Below are 15,796 nucleotides of genomic sequence, written 5' to 3'. Positions count from 1 at the left end.
GCGGTGTGCATTTCGTAGAACACGGCGCGGGCACTCCGGTGCTCGCCATTCACGGCTGGACCCCTGACCACCGCCTGATGCTGGGCTGCTTGGAACCGTTCTTCGAGACCAGGCCGGGCTACCGGCGCCTGTACCCCGATCTGCCCGCGATGGGGAAGTCGCCGGCCGACGGGATCGACTCCAGCGACGACGTCCTCGCGGCGCTGGAGAAGTTCGTCGACGCCGAGATCGGCGCCGAGCCGTTCCTGCTGGTCGGCGAGTCGTACGGCGGCTACCTCTCCCGCGCCCTGACGCACCGCCGCCCGGACCAGGTGCGCGGGCTGGCGCTCATCTGCCCGATCGGCACGAACCTCTTCTCGCCCGACCGGACGCTGCCGGAGTTCGAGGTCCGCCGGTCCGACGGCGTCGAGCTGGACCCGGCGCTGGCCGCGCAGTTCGACGGCCTGGCCGTGGTGCGCACGGCCGAGACGGCGCGGCGCTTCGCCGAGGAGATCCTGCCCGGACTGCAGATCGCCGACCGCGAGGCGATGGTGCGGATCTACGAGCGGTGGGAGCTCTCGGAGGGGCCGGAGCTCGGCACCTACTCCGGCCCCTCGTTGATCCTCACTGGACGCCAGGACAACGCCACCGGGTACGAGGACGTGTACCTGTTGTTGCCGCACTACCCCTACGCGTCGTTCGTCGTGCTGGACACGGCCGGGCACAACCTCCAGATCGACCAGCCGGTGCTGTTCGACGCGCTCATGGGCGAGTGGCTGGACCGGGTGGCTCAGTCAGGGTGATCCCTGATGCGCTTCGCCCTGACGTGTAGGCACGCTACATGTCATGGCGAAGCGCGCGAGAACGTTGTTGGTGTGGTTGCACGTCGTGAGCTCGGTCGGCTGGCTCAGCCAGGCCGTGGCACTGCTGGCGTTGCTGCTCCACGGCATGAAGACGAGCGACGTCAACGCGTTCAGGATGGCGCGGGTGCTGGACCACAACGTGCTCGCGATCATGGCCAACACCAGCGCGTTCACCGGCATGATGCTCAGCGCGACGACGCCGTGGGGCTACTTCCGGCACTGGTGGGTGCTCGCGAAGTTCGCGATCACCGTCAGCCAGCTGTACATCGGGATCTTCATCCTGAGCGGCAACCTGCAGGCGGCTTCGGAAGGCCACGTCAGCGCGTGGATGCCGGTGGGAACCGGGTTCATGATCGGCGCGATCGCGTTCCAGACGTGGCTCAGCGTCGCGAAGCCGTGGAAGCGCACGCCGTGGGCGGATCCGAAGATCAAGCTGCCCACGGCGGGCACCGCCGCGTTCGTGCTGGCCCTGGTCGTTCCCGCGATCGACTTCGCGCTGAGTCTCGTCGTGGGCAATCCGATGCCGATGACGATGCTCGTCACGGTGATCGCCTACTCGATCAGGCGGGCCGCCAGGGGGAGGAACCGGTCGTCGGCCGCGTCGGGTCGTGGAACCTCGGCAGGTCCGGCTCGTCGAGACGCAGCGGCACCAGGCCCTCGGTGATCGCGAGCATGATCCGCTCGTGGGCCCGGCGCGCGTCGCCCATCGTCTCCGCGGAGAGGTCCGACAGCTCGACCGGCTTGCCGAAGTGGACCCTGAACGTCGGCCGCTTGCGGATCGCGGACAGCCACGACGTCAGGTACGGCAGGAAGTCCTTCCAGCCCGACACGTGCAGGTTGCCCCAGTACACGGCCTCGTGGGCGCCCCACTGACTGATCGGGATCACCGGGATGCCGCCGCCCAGCGCCATGCGGGCGACACCGGTCTTGCCGCGCTCTGGCCACATGCCGGGATCCAGCGTGATCTTGCCTTCGGGGTAGACGGCGATCGGGTCGCCGCCGGACTGCAACGCCTCGACGGCGCGGTGCATCGCCTCGCCGACGTTGGCGGACCTGCGGTCGACGCGCAGGTGGCCGCACGCCTTGAGCGCCGGGCCCATGATCGGCGCGTCGAGCAACCCGCCCGCGAGCATGAACCGCGGATTGATGCCGATCTTGCGGCACGCGGCGATGAGCACGAACGGATCGAGGTTGCCGATGTGGTTGGAAGCGAGCAGCAACGGCTTGCCGAGCAGCTCCGGAGGAACGTCGCCGGACACCTCGAGCTTGCCGGTCAGCGCGACGAAGCCACGGTCGATCGCCATGAGCACGCGCCAGAAGAGCGGTGTGGACACGCGGGGCAGCGTACGGCGTGTCGAAACGACACCGTGCGGGATCCGGGGAACCATGAGGTTTCGCACGCGTCCCAGTTGCAAACGGGGCTGGTGAGACGCGAGGGACTACCTTATACACATGGCCGGGCGTACAGGGACTTCGAGAAAGACCACGTCACGCGGCAAAGCACCAGCCAAGCCGCGGGCGCGATCGGCCGCGTCCAGAAAGCCCGCTCCGCGCAAGAAGAGCAGCAGTGGCGCGATCAGCGCCGTGTGGGGCGGCATCGGACGCGGTGTCGGCACCGTGGTGCGGGCGATCACCGGCACCAAGGGCCTCGACCCCGAACACCGGCGGGACGGCATCGGGCTGTTCCTCATCGCGCTCGCGTTCATCACCGGCGCGGGCGTGTGGTGGCAGGCGGGCGGCCCGGTCGGCCAGTGGGTCGACGTCGCCGTGCGCAGCTCCGTCGGGTTCCCGGCGGTGATCGTTCCCGTCGTGCTGCTCGGCATCGGCGTGACGCTGATGCGCACCGACGCGAAGCCCGAGGAGCGCTTCCGGCTGGTCGTCGGCGGCGTGCTGATCGGCATCGGCGTGCTCGGCATGTTCCACCTGATCGGCGGCCTGCCGATGGACCCGCTGGCGCGTCGTGACGCGGGCGGTGCGCTGGGGTACCTGGCCGGCGGGTTCCTCGCGCAGGGCCTCACGCCGTGGGTCGCGGGCCCGCTGCTCATGCTGATCTTCGTTTTCGGCCTCCTCTGCTTGCTGCACTGGCCGGTTCGTGAGGTGCCGCAGCGACTTCGTGCGCTCGTGCACCGCGAACGGCCGGAGGAACCGGAAGCCGAGACCGACGAAGAAGAAGAGCCGAAGCCGGTTCGCCTGCGCCGGCCCAGCAGGCGTCGTCAGGCAGCCGCGCCCGTCGAGGAGGAGCCGCAGGCCGAGCTCCCGCTGGAAGAGCCCGCGGAGCCCGCGCCGAAACCCGTTGCCGCGAAGGAGAAGAAGGCTTCCGCTCCGGCGCTGGCCGTGCGCGCGGTGGAGGGCGAGTACCAGCTGCCGCCGCCGAACGTCCTCAAGGACGGCGACGCGCCGAAGACCCGCAGCAAGGCCAACGACCACATGATCGAGGCCATCACCGGCGTCCTCGACCAGTTCTCGATCGACGCCCAGGTCACCGGCTTCACCCGTGGCCCGACGGTCACGCGGTACGAGGTCGAGCTCGGCCCCGGCGTGAAGGTCGAGAAGATCACCGCGCTGACCAAGAACATCGCGTACGCCGTCGCGACGGACAACGTGCGCCTGCTGGCCCCGATTCCCGGCAAGTCCGCCGTCGGCATCGAGGTGCCGAACAGCGACCGCGAGATGGTGCGCCTGGGCGACGTGCTGCGCGCGCCGTCCACGGTCAAGGACACGCACCCGATGGTGATCGGCCTCGGCAAGGACATCGAGGGCCACATGGTCACCGCGAACCTGACGAAGATGCCGCACCTGCTGGTCGCGGGCTCCACGGGTTCCGGCAAGTCGTCGTTCGTGAACTCGATGCTGGTGTCGCTGCTGGCCCGCGCGACGCCGGACGAGGTCCGGATGATCCTGATCGACCCGAAGATGGTCGAGCTGACGCCGTACGAGGGCATCCCGCACCTGATCACGCCGATCATCACGCAGCCGAAGAAGGCGGCGGCGGCGCTCGCGTGGCTCGTCGAGGAGATGGAGCAGCGCTACCAGGACATGCAGGTCAACCGGGTGCGCCACGTCGACGACTTCAACCGCAAGGTGAAGTCCGGCGAGATCACCGCGCCTCCCGGTTCCGAGCGCGTCTACCGGCCGTACCCGTACATCATGGCGATCGTCGACGAGCTCGCCGACCTGATGATGACCGCGCCACGAGACGTCGAGGACGCGATCGTGCGCATCACGCAGAAGGCCCGCGCGGCCGGCATCCACCTGGTGCTGGCGACGCAGCGTCCGTCCGTGGACGTCGTCACCGGTCTGATCAAGACGAACGTGCCGTCCCGCCTGGCGTTCGCGACGTCGTCGTTGACGGACTCGCGGGTCATCCTCGACCAGCCCGGTGCGGAGAAGCTGATCGGCATGGGCGACGCCCTGTACCTGCCGATGGGCGCGTCGAAGCCGGTGCGCATCCAGGGCGCGTTCGTCGGCGACGAGGAGATCGCGTCGATCGTCGAGTTCACCAAGAACCAGGCACAGCCCGAGTACACCGACGGCGTCACGGCGGCCAAGGCGGGCGAGAAGAAGGAGATCGACGCCGACATCGGCGACGACCTGGAGCTGCTCGTGCAGGCGACGGAGCTGATCGTCACGTCGCAGTTCGGCTCGACGTCGATGCTGCAGCGCAAGCTCCGCGTCGGGTTCGCGAAGGCGGGGCGCCTCATGGACCTGCTGGAGACCCGCGGCGTGGTCGGCCCGTCCGAGGGCTCGAAGGCACGTGAGGTGCTGATCAAGCCGGACGAGCTCGAGTCCGTGATCTACCTGATGCGTGGAGGCGGCCCCGCCGACGACGAGTAGGTCACCCGGCCCGCACGCCGAACCACTGCTCCGCGCCGAACTCCTCGAACCGGTCGACCTCGGTGAAGCCCAGCTTCGCCGCGAGGTGCATCGAGGCTTGGTTGGCGGTCTGGGTGGTGAGCACCACCGGCTCCCCGGGATGGCTGCCGTGGAACCAGTCGAGCGCCGCCGCACACGCCTCGGCGGCGTACCCGTGACCCCACGACCGCGGCAGGAACAGGTAGCCGAGCTCGGCCTCGCCGCCTTCCGGCAGGAACAGCCCCGAACTGGCGGGGGTGCGCCGGTCGAACGAGATCATGCCGATCATCGCGCCGTCGAGGTCGACCACGAAGCAGCCGAAGCGCCGGCCCGGCACCTCGGGCGCCGTGCGCTCCATTTCGTCTCGCTGGTGGGGGCCACCGATGTAGGTGCCCACCTCTGGTGAGGTGAACAGGTCGATGAACGTCGCCCGGTCTTCGGGTGCCGACTCGCGGAGCACCAGGCGCTCGGTTTTGATCGGGGCGGGCGGCCAGGTGACGGGTGCGAGTCGGTCGTGGTCGGTGCTCATCGGTCATCCCCCAAAGCTGACGCAGGGGTCCCCCTTGATCGGGAACCCCTGCGTTTCAACGTACTCCGGAGGTCTGACAGTTCAGTCGGGCTGCTTCGGGCCGGGCTGCTTCGGGCCGGGCTACGTCAGACCGGGCTGCTTCGGGCCCGGACTACTTCAGGCCGGACTACTTCAGGCCGGACTACTTCAGGCCGGACTACTTCAGGCCGGACTACTTCAAGCCGGACTACTTCAAGCCGGCCTGCTGGAGGCTCTTCGCCGTGGACGACGCGGTGCCGCCGAACTCGCGCACGGCCGCGTAGTAGATGTCGGCCGTCCGCTTGCACGCCCAGTTGCTGCCGCAGACCTTGTACATGTCGGACTTGAAGTTGTTGTCGATCCGCAGCCGGTTCGCCTCGCTGAACCGCGACTGCCGCTTGTAGTTGCGGTAGCCGAAGTCGTGCCGGTAGCAGGTCGGCAGGAACTTGAACCCGAAGGGGTTGTCCGGCGAGTACGAGCAGCCGTCGGACGACCAGTCGAGCTCGCCGGCGTAGGGCTGCTGCGCGCGCAGTGTTGTGAACTGGCTGAGTGTCTTGGTGTAGAGGTAGTCGTCGGTCACCGCGACGATGTCCACGGCCTGGGCCGGGGCGCCCGTGAAGATCAGGGCCAGGGACGCGGCGGCACCCACGAATGCCGAACGCAGGGTCTTCGACATGGCGAGCTCCTCGGGATGTGAGCAGGGTCTCGCCTTGTTGTAGCGGTGATCGACTGTCCTCGGTAGACACGATCTGATGAACGTCAGGTGATCATGTGACCGCACGCGATCGCTGTGGCCACGCGAAGTTCGCGGGGTAAGCCGAGTGAGTGAAGCATCTCGTTGTCGGCTACTCCGCCGAGCAGACAGCCGCCGAGTTTCTGTTCCGCCAAACGGAGGCAAATGCTCTGGGCCGCGGCGCCGACCTCGATCAGCCCGAACCGGCCGGCGCGTTCGCCGTACTTCTCGAAGCCCTCGTCGTCCTTCAGCACCAGCACGATCGTGAGCGGCGGGACCTCCGGAGTGCCGAGGATCTCCGCGAGGTTCCCGGGTGCGGCGCCGATGTCCTGCAGGGCGTGCCGGCTGATGTCGTAGCGGACCGCGCGCCCGTTCACGAAGGCGTAGCAGCGCAACGGGTTCAGGCCGCCGGCGGACGGGAAGCTGTGGTCGCCCAGTGCGCCGAGGACGGTGCCGAGCTGCTTGTCGGTCAACGGCCTGTCCGTGAACTCCCGCGTGCTCTTCCGCGCCTGGAACAGCTTCTGCAGGCGGTCATGAGGCTTGGGCAGCGGTTGTGGCGCGGTGGACAGCTCCAGCGGGTCGACCAGCGGTGGTTGCGGCCGGAAGTCGCGCAGCCGCTCGCCGAGCCTGCGCTGGTGCAGCGGCGAGAACCGGCTGGCCGCCCAGAAGTCGTCGAACATCGGCCTCACCCCAGCGGATGTGGTGCGGGATTGGGGAACACGCCCGGTGAGGCGTGCGGGTAGCGCCAGTCCAGCTCCCGTGCGCGGCCGCCGAGGTGGGGCCAGCGGTGGTCGGCGTGCAGCGGCGCGAGGTCGGGGGACAGGACGCGGACGCAGTGCAGTCCGACGGCGGACAGCTCCGGTGTCGTCAGCTCGCGGTAGGCGAGCCGGATGCCCGCGCCGTCGAGCGCGTGCACCAGTTCGGTCAGTTCCGCTGCCGTGCCGCGTGAATCGGCATCGGGCGGCGGGTCGGTCTCGATGCCGGAGAACCACGGCAGAGCGTCCCACTTCTCCGGATGCGTCGCGTAGTACACGGCGTGCTCGTCGAAGTCGGTGGCCTCCTCGACGGGCCGGTCGCCGTTGCGCGCCAGCCACACCTCGATGAACACCGTGCCCTGCACCCACTCCTCGTACGCCTTCCGCAGCGCGTCCGCGACCGTCGCGCGGCAGGCGAGGCCGAGCGTGGGACGTGGTTTTCCGGCGATCGGCAGCGAACCCGCCACGGCGATCACCGGGTGCGGGCTGTAGGCGGGCGTGAGGTCGAACGCCTGCGCGCCGTGCGGGAGATCGGCCGAGAACCGTTGGGGCGCAATGGAGTGCAGCCAGGTCGTGGTGAACGCGTCGCGCTCGACCAGTTCCTGGACGGCCCGCAGCAACGCACTGGTCGTCGACGGACCGGCCGCGAGCCCGGACGACGTCGTGGGCAGCCCGTGCGACGCGTCCAGACCCACCAGTCCGGCGGGCACGCGGATCGGTTCGTTGCCCGGCAACGTCCACGCCCGCGTGTACTTCGTGTCGACGTATCCCTTGCGGTAGCGGTAATCGCCGCGCACGCGTTGCTCGACCGTGTGCAGGCTGAAGTGCTCCAGCGGCCAGCACGCCCCGTCCGTGGCGATCTCCAGCGGCGCCCGCGCGGCGGCGTGCCGTTCCAGCGCCTCGGCGATCGCGGCAACCCTGCTGGTGCCACCGGAAGTGCCGCCGGTGGCGAACGGTTCCGGCACCGCGGCCCAGCCCTCGACGTCCACATCGGACAGACTGTGCGGCACGGGGTGCAGCTGCGACACCACACCCTGCCGCCACCCGACCGCGCGCTCGACGAGCGCCTCCGCGACGGTCTTCACGACTTCCTCCGGTAGTGCCGGAAGAGCCAGTACCCGAACGCCAGTGCGCCGCCGACGTAGATCACCGCACCGACCGCGACGTGCGTGCCCGCGGAGAGCACCACCAGCAGCGGCAACGCGACGAACGGTTCGAGGCACCACAGCAGGATCCAGCCGAGCAGCCGCACCACGCTCGCCCACGGCTTCGGCGACCGTGCGAGGAACCCCGCCGCCACGGCCCACGCCAGCGCCGCGCCCAGGCCCCCGACCCACCATCCCCAGTGCAGGTCGAAGACCGCGCCCGCCGTCGCGAACGGCAGCACCACGACGAGCAAAGGGAACAGCGCGGCGGGAAGGACGATCGCGCTGCGCGTGCCCGGTTCGGGCAGCTCCTTGGTGTCCTGGTGCAGCGCTGCCGGGATGTGCACAGCCGCACCGACCGAGGAAACCGCGCAACAGCAACAACAACAGCAACAGGTGGGCGTCGCGGCGTTGGCGGCGGCCGCACCGGGTGAGAACTGGTCAGGTAACCGGGCTGCTGTCCCGTTCATGGTGCCCCCAAGGAAGTGTCACGCGCCCGAACTCGACCTTCGGGCAGACCTCGCAGTCGGCGGCCGGCAGCACGCTCTCGCGCGTCGTCGTGAACTCGTCGAGGTTGACGGTCACGACCGCGTCCAGCAGCGCCAACGAGCCGTTGCGGATGTTCTGAACCGCTTGCAGCGCAAGCGAAATCGGGAAGTCGAACGTCAGTGCCGCCGGCTGCGGGGGAGGTGGCGGATCTCCCCACCGCCGCCCCGCGCGCACCGCGAGGCAGGCCAGGCACGCTCCGGCGCCCGGAACCACGAACGGTCCGATCGCGGCGGTGTGGTGGTACGCGAGGTCCAGCAACAGATGCGGAACCTTCGTCTCGCGCGCCACCTCGACGAGGTCGACCAACGTGCCCGTGGTCCGCACGACGAGCAGGAGGTCCGGATCGTCGTCGTGCGGCAACCGCTCCACCAGCCCGGCGGGCGCCTCTCCGACGAACCGCGTGCCGATCCCCAAGGGCTCGCGGTCGTCGGTCGGCAACCCCGCCGGGCGGAGAGCGCCCAGGGTCCTCAGCTGGGCCACGTGCCGGCGCACCGGTTCCCCCAACCGGCTTTCGTCGACCGTTCGAGCCACTCCCCTCAAAACCGGCTCGAACAGTCCCGCCAGCGCCACGGCCACCGCCCCGGGCAGGTCCGGAATCAGGTACGCGAGGTCGGCCCCCGCGTACACGACCAGGCCTTCGTCTCGTATCTGCGCCTGCCACGCGGGATCAGCGATCAGGCTCATCCTCGTCCCCCTTTTGCAGGAAGCGCTCGATCTCCTGCTCGCTCGGCAGATCTCCCGCCGGATCCATGAGGTTCTCGGCGATCGGCGGCAACGGCTGCTCCGCCCACGCGGGCTGGAATTCGTCGCTGGGCAGCAACCCGTGCCGTGACGCGAACTCCTCGGCCGCGTCCCGGATGGACTCCCGCAGCGTCCCCACCACCGCGGTCTCCGCCGTGTACGTCAGCTCGACCAGCAGCGCCCGCACGTTCTCCAGCTGGTTCTCGTCACCGGCCTTGCGGGCGAGCTCCGGCCAGAACTGACGCTCGAACAACCGCACGAAGTCCGCCGCCACCGCGTCGGTCGCCGTGCGCAGGCGCGTGAAGCTGTCCATGACGTCATCGCTGGGCACCCTGAGGCCGGCGAGCCTGCCGCCCGCCTCGAGTGCCCAGCGACGCGCGTGCGGCCAGCCGTACTTCCACCGCACCAAGCCCAACCGCATAGCCCGGAGGAGGAGTCGCGGTTGGACGTCTCCCATCGGAACGAGGTGCCGGATGTCGCGCACCTTGATCCGAACCCAGTCGTCGGGCCCCTCGGTCTCGCCCATGCCGAGAACCGCGGCGACCGACTCGCCCTTCTCGCGCGCCGAGATCAGCTCGGCGATCGCCGGCAGCGAGAACCCCCGCTGCTGCAACCGCTGGACCAACGTCAACCGCTCGACGTGCGAGGCGTCGTAGTACGCCACGCGCCCCTGCCTTCTCGGCGCGTGCAGCACACCCTTCGTCTGGTACATGCGAATGGTGCTGCTGGGCAGGCCGATCCGGGCAGCGAGCTCGTCGACGGTCAGCGATTCGGGCACGGCACAGATCCTGACGCGCCCTGGTTCATCGAGTCAAGACTATTCGAGTATTTACTCGAATAGTCAGAGCTCCAGGAGCATCCGGCTGTTGCCGAGCGTGTTCGGCTTCACGTAGCTCAGGTCGAGGAACTCGGCGACACCCTCGTCCACCGATCGCATGATCTCCTCGTAGACCTCGGGGCTCACCGGCGTGCCGTCGATCTCCACGAAGCCGTGCTTGTTGAAGAACTTGGTCTCGAACGTCAGCACGAAGATGCGCGCGAGCTGCAGCTCCCTGGCCGTCGCGATCAGCTGGGCCACGATCCGGTGCCCCACGCCGCGGCCGAGCGCCATGGGGGAGACGGCCACACTGCGGATCTCGGCCAGGTCCTCCCACATCACGTGCAGGGCACCGCAGCCGAGCAGCTCGCCGTCCTCCTCGGCCACCCAGAACTCCTGGACGGCCTCGTACAGCGTGACCAGGGGTTTGGCCAGCAGGACCTTGCCCGCGTACCCGTCGATCAACGCCTTCATGGCACGCACGTCGCTGGTGCGGGCGCGCCGCACGACTACCCCACTGGTCACAGTGGTCAAGTATGAGCTGGCCCGTCGAGTCGGTCGCGAGCCAGTGGCAAACCTCCTGAAGTGGGCCTGTGTGGATACCTTCGAGCTGCTCTGTGCGACTTATTCGCATTCTGAGGCCTGTAGTCTGCTTCTGGAGGTGGATGGACCATGCTTCGCAGTTTTCGCCTCGGCAACCACCGGTCGTTCCGCGACGAGCGTGAGTTGCTGCTCATGCCTGCCTACTCGAAGGATCGTGACGTCCTGCCGGTGGCGGCGATCTACGGAGCGAACGCTTCGGGCAAGTCGAACCTCGTCGACGGTCTGCAGTTCATGGCTGCGGCGGTACGCGACTCCTTCGCCGTGTGGCCTCCGGACGGAGGCGTGCCGCGACAGCCGTTCAAGCTCGACGAGCCGCGTGTCAAGCCCTCGGTGTACGTCGTCGAGCTGATCGAGGCCGGCGTCCGGTACACGTACGGCTTCGAGGTGGACGATCACCGCGTCCGCGAGGAGTGGCTGTACAGCTACCCCGAGAAGCGCAAACGGATCTTGTTCGAACGCGTCGGCGGTGAGATCAAGTTCGGCACGACGGTCGCCGACGGCGTGGCGAAAGGCGACGTGCTCAAGGGCCTTCTTCGGCCGAACTCGCTGTTCCTCAGTCTTGGCGCTCAATCAGGGCTCGACGCCGTTCTTCCAGTACAACGATGGTTCGCGCACAAGCTGGTGTTCCGCGGCGAAGCGCACGCTCAGTTCGACCACGGCGCGATCTCGCGGTTTCTTCGCTCCAACGACGGGTTGGCCGATCAGTTCGTCAGCCTGCTGCGAATCGCAGACCTCGGAATCACCGGCATCCGGTACAGCGAAGATCGACCGGCGGACGAAGATGAGATTTTCGCGATGCTCCGCCTGATGGAACCGGACAGGTCGAATGAGGGGGTCCGCGAGTTCCTGGAGCAAGTACTTCGGCGGCAAGGTCGAGTCCGGCTCACGCACGGACCTGCGAACCGGGCGTTCGACATCGGCGAGGAGTCGGCGGGTACCCGCTCCTGGCTGATGTTGCTGCCCACCGTCCTCGCGATGCTCCGTGATGGCGGCACACTGGTCGTCGACGAGATCGATTCGAGTCTGCACCCACGTCTCACTGCGGCGTTGGTGGGCATCTTCCGGAGTGCTGAGATCAACGTGGGTGGTGCCCAACTGATTTTCACCACGCACGACGCGAGCCTGCTCAGCCCGGTCCTGGGCGACGAGGTGCTCACCCGTGAGGACGTCTGGTTCGTGGACAAGAACTCTGAGGGTGCATCCGATTTGTACCCGTTGACGGACTTCAAACCGCGCAAGGAGGGCGAGAACCTGGAGCGTCGCTACCTCGGCGGCAGCTATGGCGCCGTCCCCGACGTGCAAGCCGAGGCGTTCGTGGCCGCCGTCCTACGAGGTGTCGATGGCGCGGCGTGAGAACTCGCCTCGTCGTCGCCGCACACCTACGCGGGTTTCTGCCAGTCGTGTGCTCGCCGTGTGCTGTGGGCAGACCGAGCAGGCGTACCTGGACGGGTTGAAGCGGCTGTCCAAGCCTGTGACGGTGAAGGCGGTGGTCAAAGTCGGTTCGCCTGCGCAGCTGGTGAGGTACGCGGCGAAGATGCGTGAGAGCGACCGCGGTGGGTTCGACGAGTACTGGTGCGTTGTGGATGTCGATGAGTTCGACATCGCCGAAGCCATCGCAGAGGCCCAGTCGACGAGGATCTCGTTGGCCGTGTCGAACCCGTGCTTCGAAGTGTGGTTGATCCTTCATTTCGAGGGTTGTACGGCCGGCATCTCGAGCCCGAAGGCCGCCGCGGAGAAACTGCGCAGGCACGTGCCCGGCTACGCGAAGGGGACACTCGACTTCGCCTTGCTCGCGGAGCGCGTCGACAAGGCTGTCGAGCGGGCCAAGGCGTTGGGCGATGGCAACCCCTCAAGTGACATGTGGCGCCTTGTCGAGGTCGTTCGGAAGCACTGAGTTCAAGCGCTCACACCTGGGCCGGTTACGCTGAGCACCGTGTCTTCTCCCACCACTCCGCGACGCGTGTCGCTGCTGACCCTGGGCTGCGCCCGCAACGAGGTCGACTCCGAAGAGCTCGCCGGACGCCTCGGCGAGGGCGGCTGGGAGCTGGTGGACGAGGGCGCGGACGTCGTCGTCGTCAACACGTGCGGCTTCGTCGAGCAGGCGAAGAAGGACTCGGTCGACACGCTGCTCGCCGCGTCCGACACCGGGGCCAAGGTGGTCGCGGTCGGGTGCATGGCCGAGCGCTACGGCAAGGAGCTCGCGGACAGCCTCCCGGAGGCGGCCGCGGTCCTCGGCTTCGACCAGTACAACGACCTGGCCGAGCGCCTCAACGACGTGCTGCACGGCAAGCAGGTCGAGTCGCACGTGCCGGTCGACCGGCGCACGCTGCTGCCCATCACGCCGGTCAAGCGCCAGGAGGCGAAGAACGACGTGCAGGTGCCCGGCCACGGCTGGGGCCCCACGAACGTCCAGCGGCGCAGGCTCGACGACGCTCCCGTGGCGCCGTTGAAGATCGCGTCCGGCTGCGACCGGCGGTGCTCGTTCTGCGCGATCCCGAGCTTCCGCGGCGCGTTCGTGTCGCGGCACCCGGACGAGGTCGTGGCCGAGGCCATGTGGCTCGCCGAGAACGGCGTGAAGGAGCTGTTCCTCGTCAGCGAGAACTCGACGAGCTACGGCAAGGACCTGCCGCGCGAGCAGGGCGCCCTGGAGCAGCTCCTCCCGAGGCTGGCGTCCATCCCGAACATCGAGCGGGTCAGGGTCAGCTACCTGCAGCCGGCCGAGACCAAGCCGTCGCTCGTCGCCGCCATCGCGAAGACCGAGAAGGTCGCGAACTACTTCGACATGTCGTTCCAGCACTCCAGCGAGAACGTGCTGCGGCGCATGCGCCGGTTCGGCGACACCGACAGCTTCCTCAAGCTCGTGTGGCAGATCCGCGAGCACGCCCCTGAGGCGGGCATCCGCAGCAACTTCATCGTGGGCTTCCCCGGCGAGACCGAGGATGACCTGGCCGAGCTGGAGCGGTTCCTCACCGAGGCGCGCCTGGACGCCGTCGGCATCTTCGGCTACTCCGACGAGGACGGCACCGAGGCGGAGAACCTCGACGGCAAGCTCGACGCGGACACCATCGCCGAACGCGTCCAGCGCATCGGCAACCTCGTCGAGGAGCTGACGAGCCAGCGCGCCGAGGACCGGGTCGGCTCCGAGGTCGTCGTGCTGATCGAGCACGAGGAGGACGAGGAGAGCGACTGCGTCGGCCGGGCCGAGCACCAGGCTCCCGAGGTCGACGGCGAGTGCATCGTGCTCGAAGCCGAGGGCCTCAAGCGCGGCGACTTCGTGCGGTGCCGTGTCGTCGACTCCGAGGGCGTCGACCTGATCGTCGAGGTGCTCCCGACATGACAGAGGCCAGGAAGGTCCCGCTGCTCAACGTCGCCAACATCCTCACGATGGCGCGGATGGCACTGGTTCCGGTCTTCCTGCTCTCACTGTTCGCGGCGGGCGGTTTCGACACGACGTGGCGGCTCATCGCGTTCGGGATCTTCGCCGTCGCGAGCTTCACCGACCACATCGACGGCACGCTCGCCCGCAAGCACGGGCTGATCACCGACTTCGGCAAGATCGCCGACCCGATCGCGGACAAGGCGCTGACCGGGTCCGCGCTGGTCGGCCTGAGCATGCTCGACGTCCTGCCGTGGTGGATCACGATCGTCATCGCCGTGCGCGAGGTGGGCGTGACACTGCTGCGGTTCTGGGTGATCCGCTACGGCGTGATCCCCGCCAGCCGCGGTGGCAAGGCCAAGACGTTGCTGCAGGTCATCGCGATCGGCCTGTTCCTGCTGCCGCAGAACGACGTGATCGCGCTGATCGCGTGGGTGATCATGGCGGCCGCGCTGGTCCTCACGGTCGTCACGGGAATCGATTACGTCGTCCGCGCGTTTAGATTGAAAGCCCGCGCGGGTAGGGCGGTGGCGTGACGAACGTCGTCGACCTGCTCAAGGCGCGCGGGCAGACCGTAGCCACTGCCGAGTCGCTGACCGCGGGTCTGCTGTGCGCGACGATCGTCGACACACCGGGGGCGAGTGCCGTGGTCCGCGGTGGGTTGATCGTCTACGCGACCGAGCTCAAGCACGAGCTCGCGGGCGTGGATCAGCAGTTGCTCGACGAGCACGGCGCCGTGCACCCCGACGTTGCGATCCAACTGGCCGAGGGAGCCCGGAACCGGTGCAAATCGGACTGGGGGATCGGACTGACCGGGGTCGCGGGCCCCGATCCGCAGGACGGAGTCGCTCCAGGCACGGTCCACATCGGCTTGAGCGGGCCTGGAGTGTCCACAGTGCGGACCATCACGCTGAGTGGTGACCGGAAAACGGTGCGCCGCACAGCCGTGGAAAAAGCGCTGGTCCTGCTGTCGGATCATCTGCTGATCACCGGGGACGGGAACAAACGATGACTTCGCGTTCGTTCGCCCTTGGCGGACGTGTTCGGAAGTCACTGCCCGTTGTCGGTGTCGATCGGTAACGTAGGGACACGGCCGGCCGGAAGGAGGCGCGCGATGACCGTGCTGCTGCGCGAGGCGATCGGTGATCGGCTTCGCCATGCCCGCACCAACCAACGCCGCACGCTGCGCGAGGTCTCTCGGACCGCCCGCGTGAGCCTGGGGTATCTGTCCGAGGTGGAGCGCGGCCGCAAAGAGGCGTCCAGCGAGCTCCTCGCGGCCATCTGTGAAGCGTTAGAGCTGCCGCTGTCCGAGCTGCTGCACCACGTCGCCTCCGACATCGGCGCCGTCTCGCAGACGCCCGACACGGTGCCGGACACCGTCCCGGACGGCCGCTCCGAGCGCGGGAAGCTGGAAGGTGGCCGCGTGCTGCCGACCACGCTGTCGGACGACCTGTCCGACCTGCGCCTGCAGCCGATGCTCAGTCACAGGCTCACGAGCAAGATCGGCGAACCGCCCAAGGCAGTCGTCGCGGCCTGACCCATGTCGTTCCGACCCCGTTCGCTGCAAAGCGAGCGGGGTCGCTGGCATCCGGGTGAACGCTTCTCCGCACGCGGGGACCCCGCGTCCTCTCCTGGAGTACGCGGGGTCCCCGCGTACCGTCCGGCAACACGGGTGGGTGGGGTTGTGGTCCCCGACACGTCACGCGCTGCAACAAGAACGGGTCGTCGCACGTTCAACTGACAACGACGGCGGCGTGCTGGACGCAGGCAACGGCTTGGCCACAGCACGCTGGGTCACCGCGTCTCGGGGCGCGGGTGCGGGCAGGATTGGGCGCC

Annotated in this window: 18 protein-coding genes; 9 read left to right on the top strand and 9 right to left on the bottom strand. The window is 68.4% G+C overall.

Annotation, left to right across the window (positions count from 1 at the left end; genetic code table 11):
• Nucleotides 1-5: 5 nt before the first annotated feature.
• Together AOM45_RS34480 and AOM45_RS34475 are read left to right on the top strand one after the other, a co-directional pair.
• The gene (locus AOM45_RS34480) at nt 6-782 is read left to right on the top strand and encodes an alpha/beta fold hydrolase (protein WP_030471788.1); all 777 of its coding nucleotides are present in this window, start codon (nt 6-8) and stop codon (nt 780-782) included.
• Between the two features lie 43 nt (nt 783-825).
• Nucleotides 826-1,506: a hypothetical protein gene (locus tag AOM45_RS34475; RefSeq protein WP_030471789.1), complete on the top strand. Its 681-nt coding sequence runs from the start codon at nt 826-828 to the stop codon at nt 1,504-1,506.
• Here AOM45_RS34475 and AOM45_RS34470 read toward each other — a convergent pair.
• Nucleotides 1,403-2,146 carry a lysophospholipid acyltransferase family protein gene (locus AOM45_RS34470; protein WP_236703933.1) on the bottom strand — a complete coding sequence of 248 codons (744 nt, stop codon included), beginning with the start codon at nt 2,144-2,146 and terminating at the stop codon, nt 1,403-1,405. The genes AOM45_RS34475 and AOM45_RS34470 overlap by 104 nt on opposite strands.
• A gap of 148 nt (nt 2,147-2,294) precedes the next feature.
• Between AOM45_RS34470 and AOM45_RS34465 the strand changes: the two genes are divergently transcribed.
• On the top strand, nt 2,295-4,676 hold the full coding sequence (locus tag AOM45_RS34465) for a DNA translocase FtsK (protein WP_030471791.1): 2,382 nt from the start codon (nt 2,295-2,297) through the stop codon (nt 4,674-4,676).
• Nucleotide 4,677: 1 nt separating this feature from the next.
• Here the strand turns inward: AOM45_RS34465 and AOM45_RS34460 are convergent, their stop codons facing one another.
• From AOM45_RS34460 to AOM45_RS34425, 8 genes are all read right to left on the bottom strand, one after another.
• Nucleotides 4,678-5,223, bottom strand: coding sequence for a GNAT family N-acetyltransferase (locus AOM45_RS34460; RefSeq protein WP_030471792.1), 546 nt, complete (start codon nt 5,221-5,223; stop codon nt 4,678-4,680).
• 226 nt (nt 5,224-5,449) lie between these two features.
• Nucleotides 5,450-5,917: a phospholipase gene (locus AOM45_RS34455; protein WP_030471793.1), complete on the bottom strand. Its 468-nt coding sequence runs from the start codon at nt 5,915-5,917 to the stop codon at nt 5,450-5,452.
• Nucleotides 5,918-6,000: 83 nt separating this feature from the next.
• Complete coding sequence (locus AOM45_RS34450; protein ID WP_030471794.1) at nt 6,001-6,654, bottom strand: nitroreductase family protein; 654 nt, start codon at nt 6,652-6,654, stop codon at nt 6,001-6,003.
• A gap of 5 nt (nt 6,655-6,659) precedes the next feature.
• Nucleotides 6,660-7,814, bottom strand: a complete 1,155-nt coding sequence (locus AOM45_RS34445) for a YcaO-like family protein (protein WP_051784397.1) — start codon at nt 7,812-7,814, stop codon at nt 6,660-6,662.
• Nucleotides 7,811-8,221, bottom strand: a complete 411-nt coding sequence (locus tag AOM45_RS51940) for a hypothetical protein (RefSeq protein ID WP_030471796.1) — start codon at nt 8,219-8,221, stop codon at nt 7,811-7,813. The genes AOM45_RS34445 and AOM45_RS51940 overlap by 4 nt, the downstream gene beginning before the upstream one ends.
• A gap of 94 nt (nt 8,222-8,315) precedes the next feature.
• Complete coding sequence (locus AOM45_RS34435) at nt 8,316-9,107, bottom strand: hypothetical protein (protein WP_030471797.1); 792 nt, start codon at nt 9,105-9,107, stop codon at nt 8,316-8,318.
• Complete coding sequence (locus tag AOM45_RS34430; protein WP_236703927.1) at nt 9,091-9,942, bottom strand: MerR family transcriptional regulator; 852 nt, start codon at nt 9,940-9,942, stop codon at nt 9,091-9,093. The genes AOM45_RS34435 and AOM45_RS34430 overlap by 17 nt, the downstream gene beginning before the upstream one ends.
• 63 nt (nt 9,943-10,005) lie before the next feature.
• Nucleotides 10,006-10,506, bottom strand: coding sequence for an amino-acid N-acetyltransferase (locus tag AOM45_RS34425; RefSeq protein ID WP_081902576.1), 501 nt, complete (start codon nt 10,504-10,506; stop codon nt 10,006-10,008).
• Between the two features lie 147 nt (nt 10,507-10,653).
• Here AOM45_RS34425 and AOM45_RS34420 point away from each other — a divergent pair, with 147 nt between their 5' ends.
• The 6 genes from AOM45_RS34420 to AOM45_RS34395 all read left to right on the top strand — a co-directional run bounded on the left by AOM45_RS34420 (nt 10,654) and on the right by AOM45_RS34395 (nt 15,497).
• Nucleotides 10,654-11,937, top strand: coding sequence for an AAA family ATPase (locus AOM45_RS34420; RefSeq protein WP_030471800.1), 1,284 nt, complete (start codon nt 10,654-10,656; stop codon nt 11,935-11,937).
• Nucleotides 11,938-11,986: 49 nt separating this feature from the next.
• Nucleotides 11,987-12,478 (top strand): RloB family protein, encoded by a 492-nt coding sequence (locus AOM45_RS34415; protein ID WP_051784398.1) that lies wholly within the window; start codon nt 11,987-11,989, stop codon nt 12,476-12,478.
• Nucleotides 12,479-12,517: 39 nt separating this feature from the next.
• Entirely contained in the window at nt 12,518-13,921 is a 1,404-nt protein-coding gene (gene rimO / locus AOM45_RS34410; protein WP_030471802.1) for a 30S ribosomal protein S12 methylthiotransferase RimO, read from the top strand.
• Nucleotides 13,918-14,496 carry a CDP-diacylglycerol--glycerol-3-phosphate 3-phosphatidyltransferase gene (gene pgsA, locus AOM45_RS34405; protein ID WP_035912790.1) on the top strand — a complete coding sequence of 193 codons (579 nt, stop codon included), beginning with the start codon at nt 13,918-13,920 and terminating at the stop codon, nt 14,494-14,496. Before rimO ends, pgsA begins: the two co-directional genes overlap by 4 nt.
• Complete coding sequence (locus AOM45_RS34400) at nt 14,493-14,972, top strand: CinA family protein (protein WP_030471804.1); 480 nt, start codon at nt 14,493-14,495, stop codon at nt 14,970-14,972. Before pgsA ends, AOM45_RS34400 begins: the two co-directional genes overlap by 4 nt.
• Before the next feature lie 102 nt (nt 14,973-15,074).
• The gene (locus AOM45_RS34395) at nt 15,075-15,497 is read left to right on the top strand and encodes a helix-turn-helix domain-containing protein (RefSeq protein WP_030471805.1); all 423 of its coding nucleotides are present in this window, start codon (nt 15,075-15,077) and stop codon (nt 15,495-15,497) included.
• The last annotated feature ends 299 nt before the right edge of the window (nt 15,498-15,796 follow it).

It is taken from the genome of Lentzea aerocolonigenes, from assembly GCF_000974445.1.
Lineage (GTDB): Bacteria > Actinomycetota > Actinomycetes > Mycobacteriales > Pseudonocardiaceae > Lentzea > Lentzea aerocolonigenes.
This window is presented reverse-complemented; position numbering and strand designations above follow the sequence as displayed.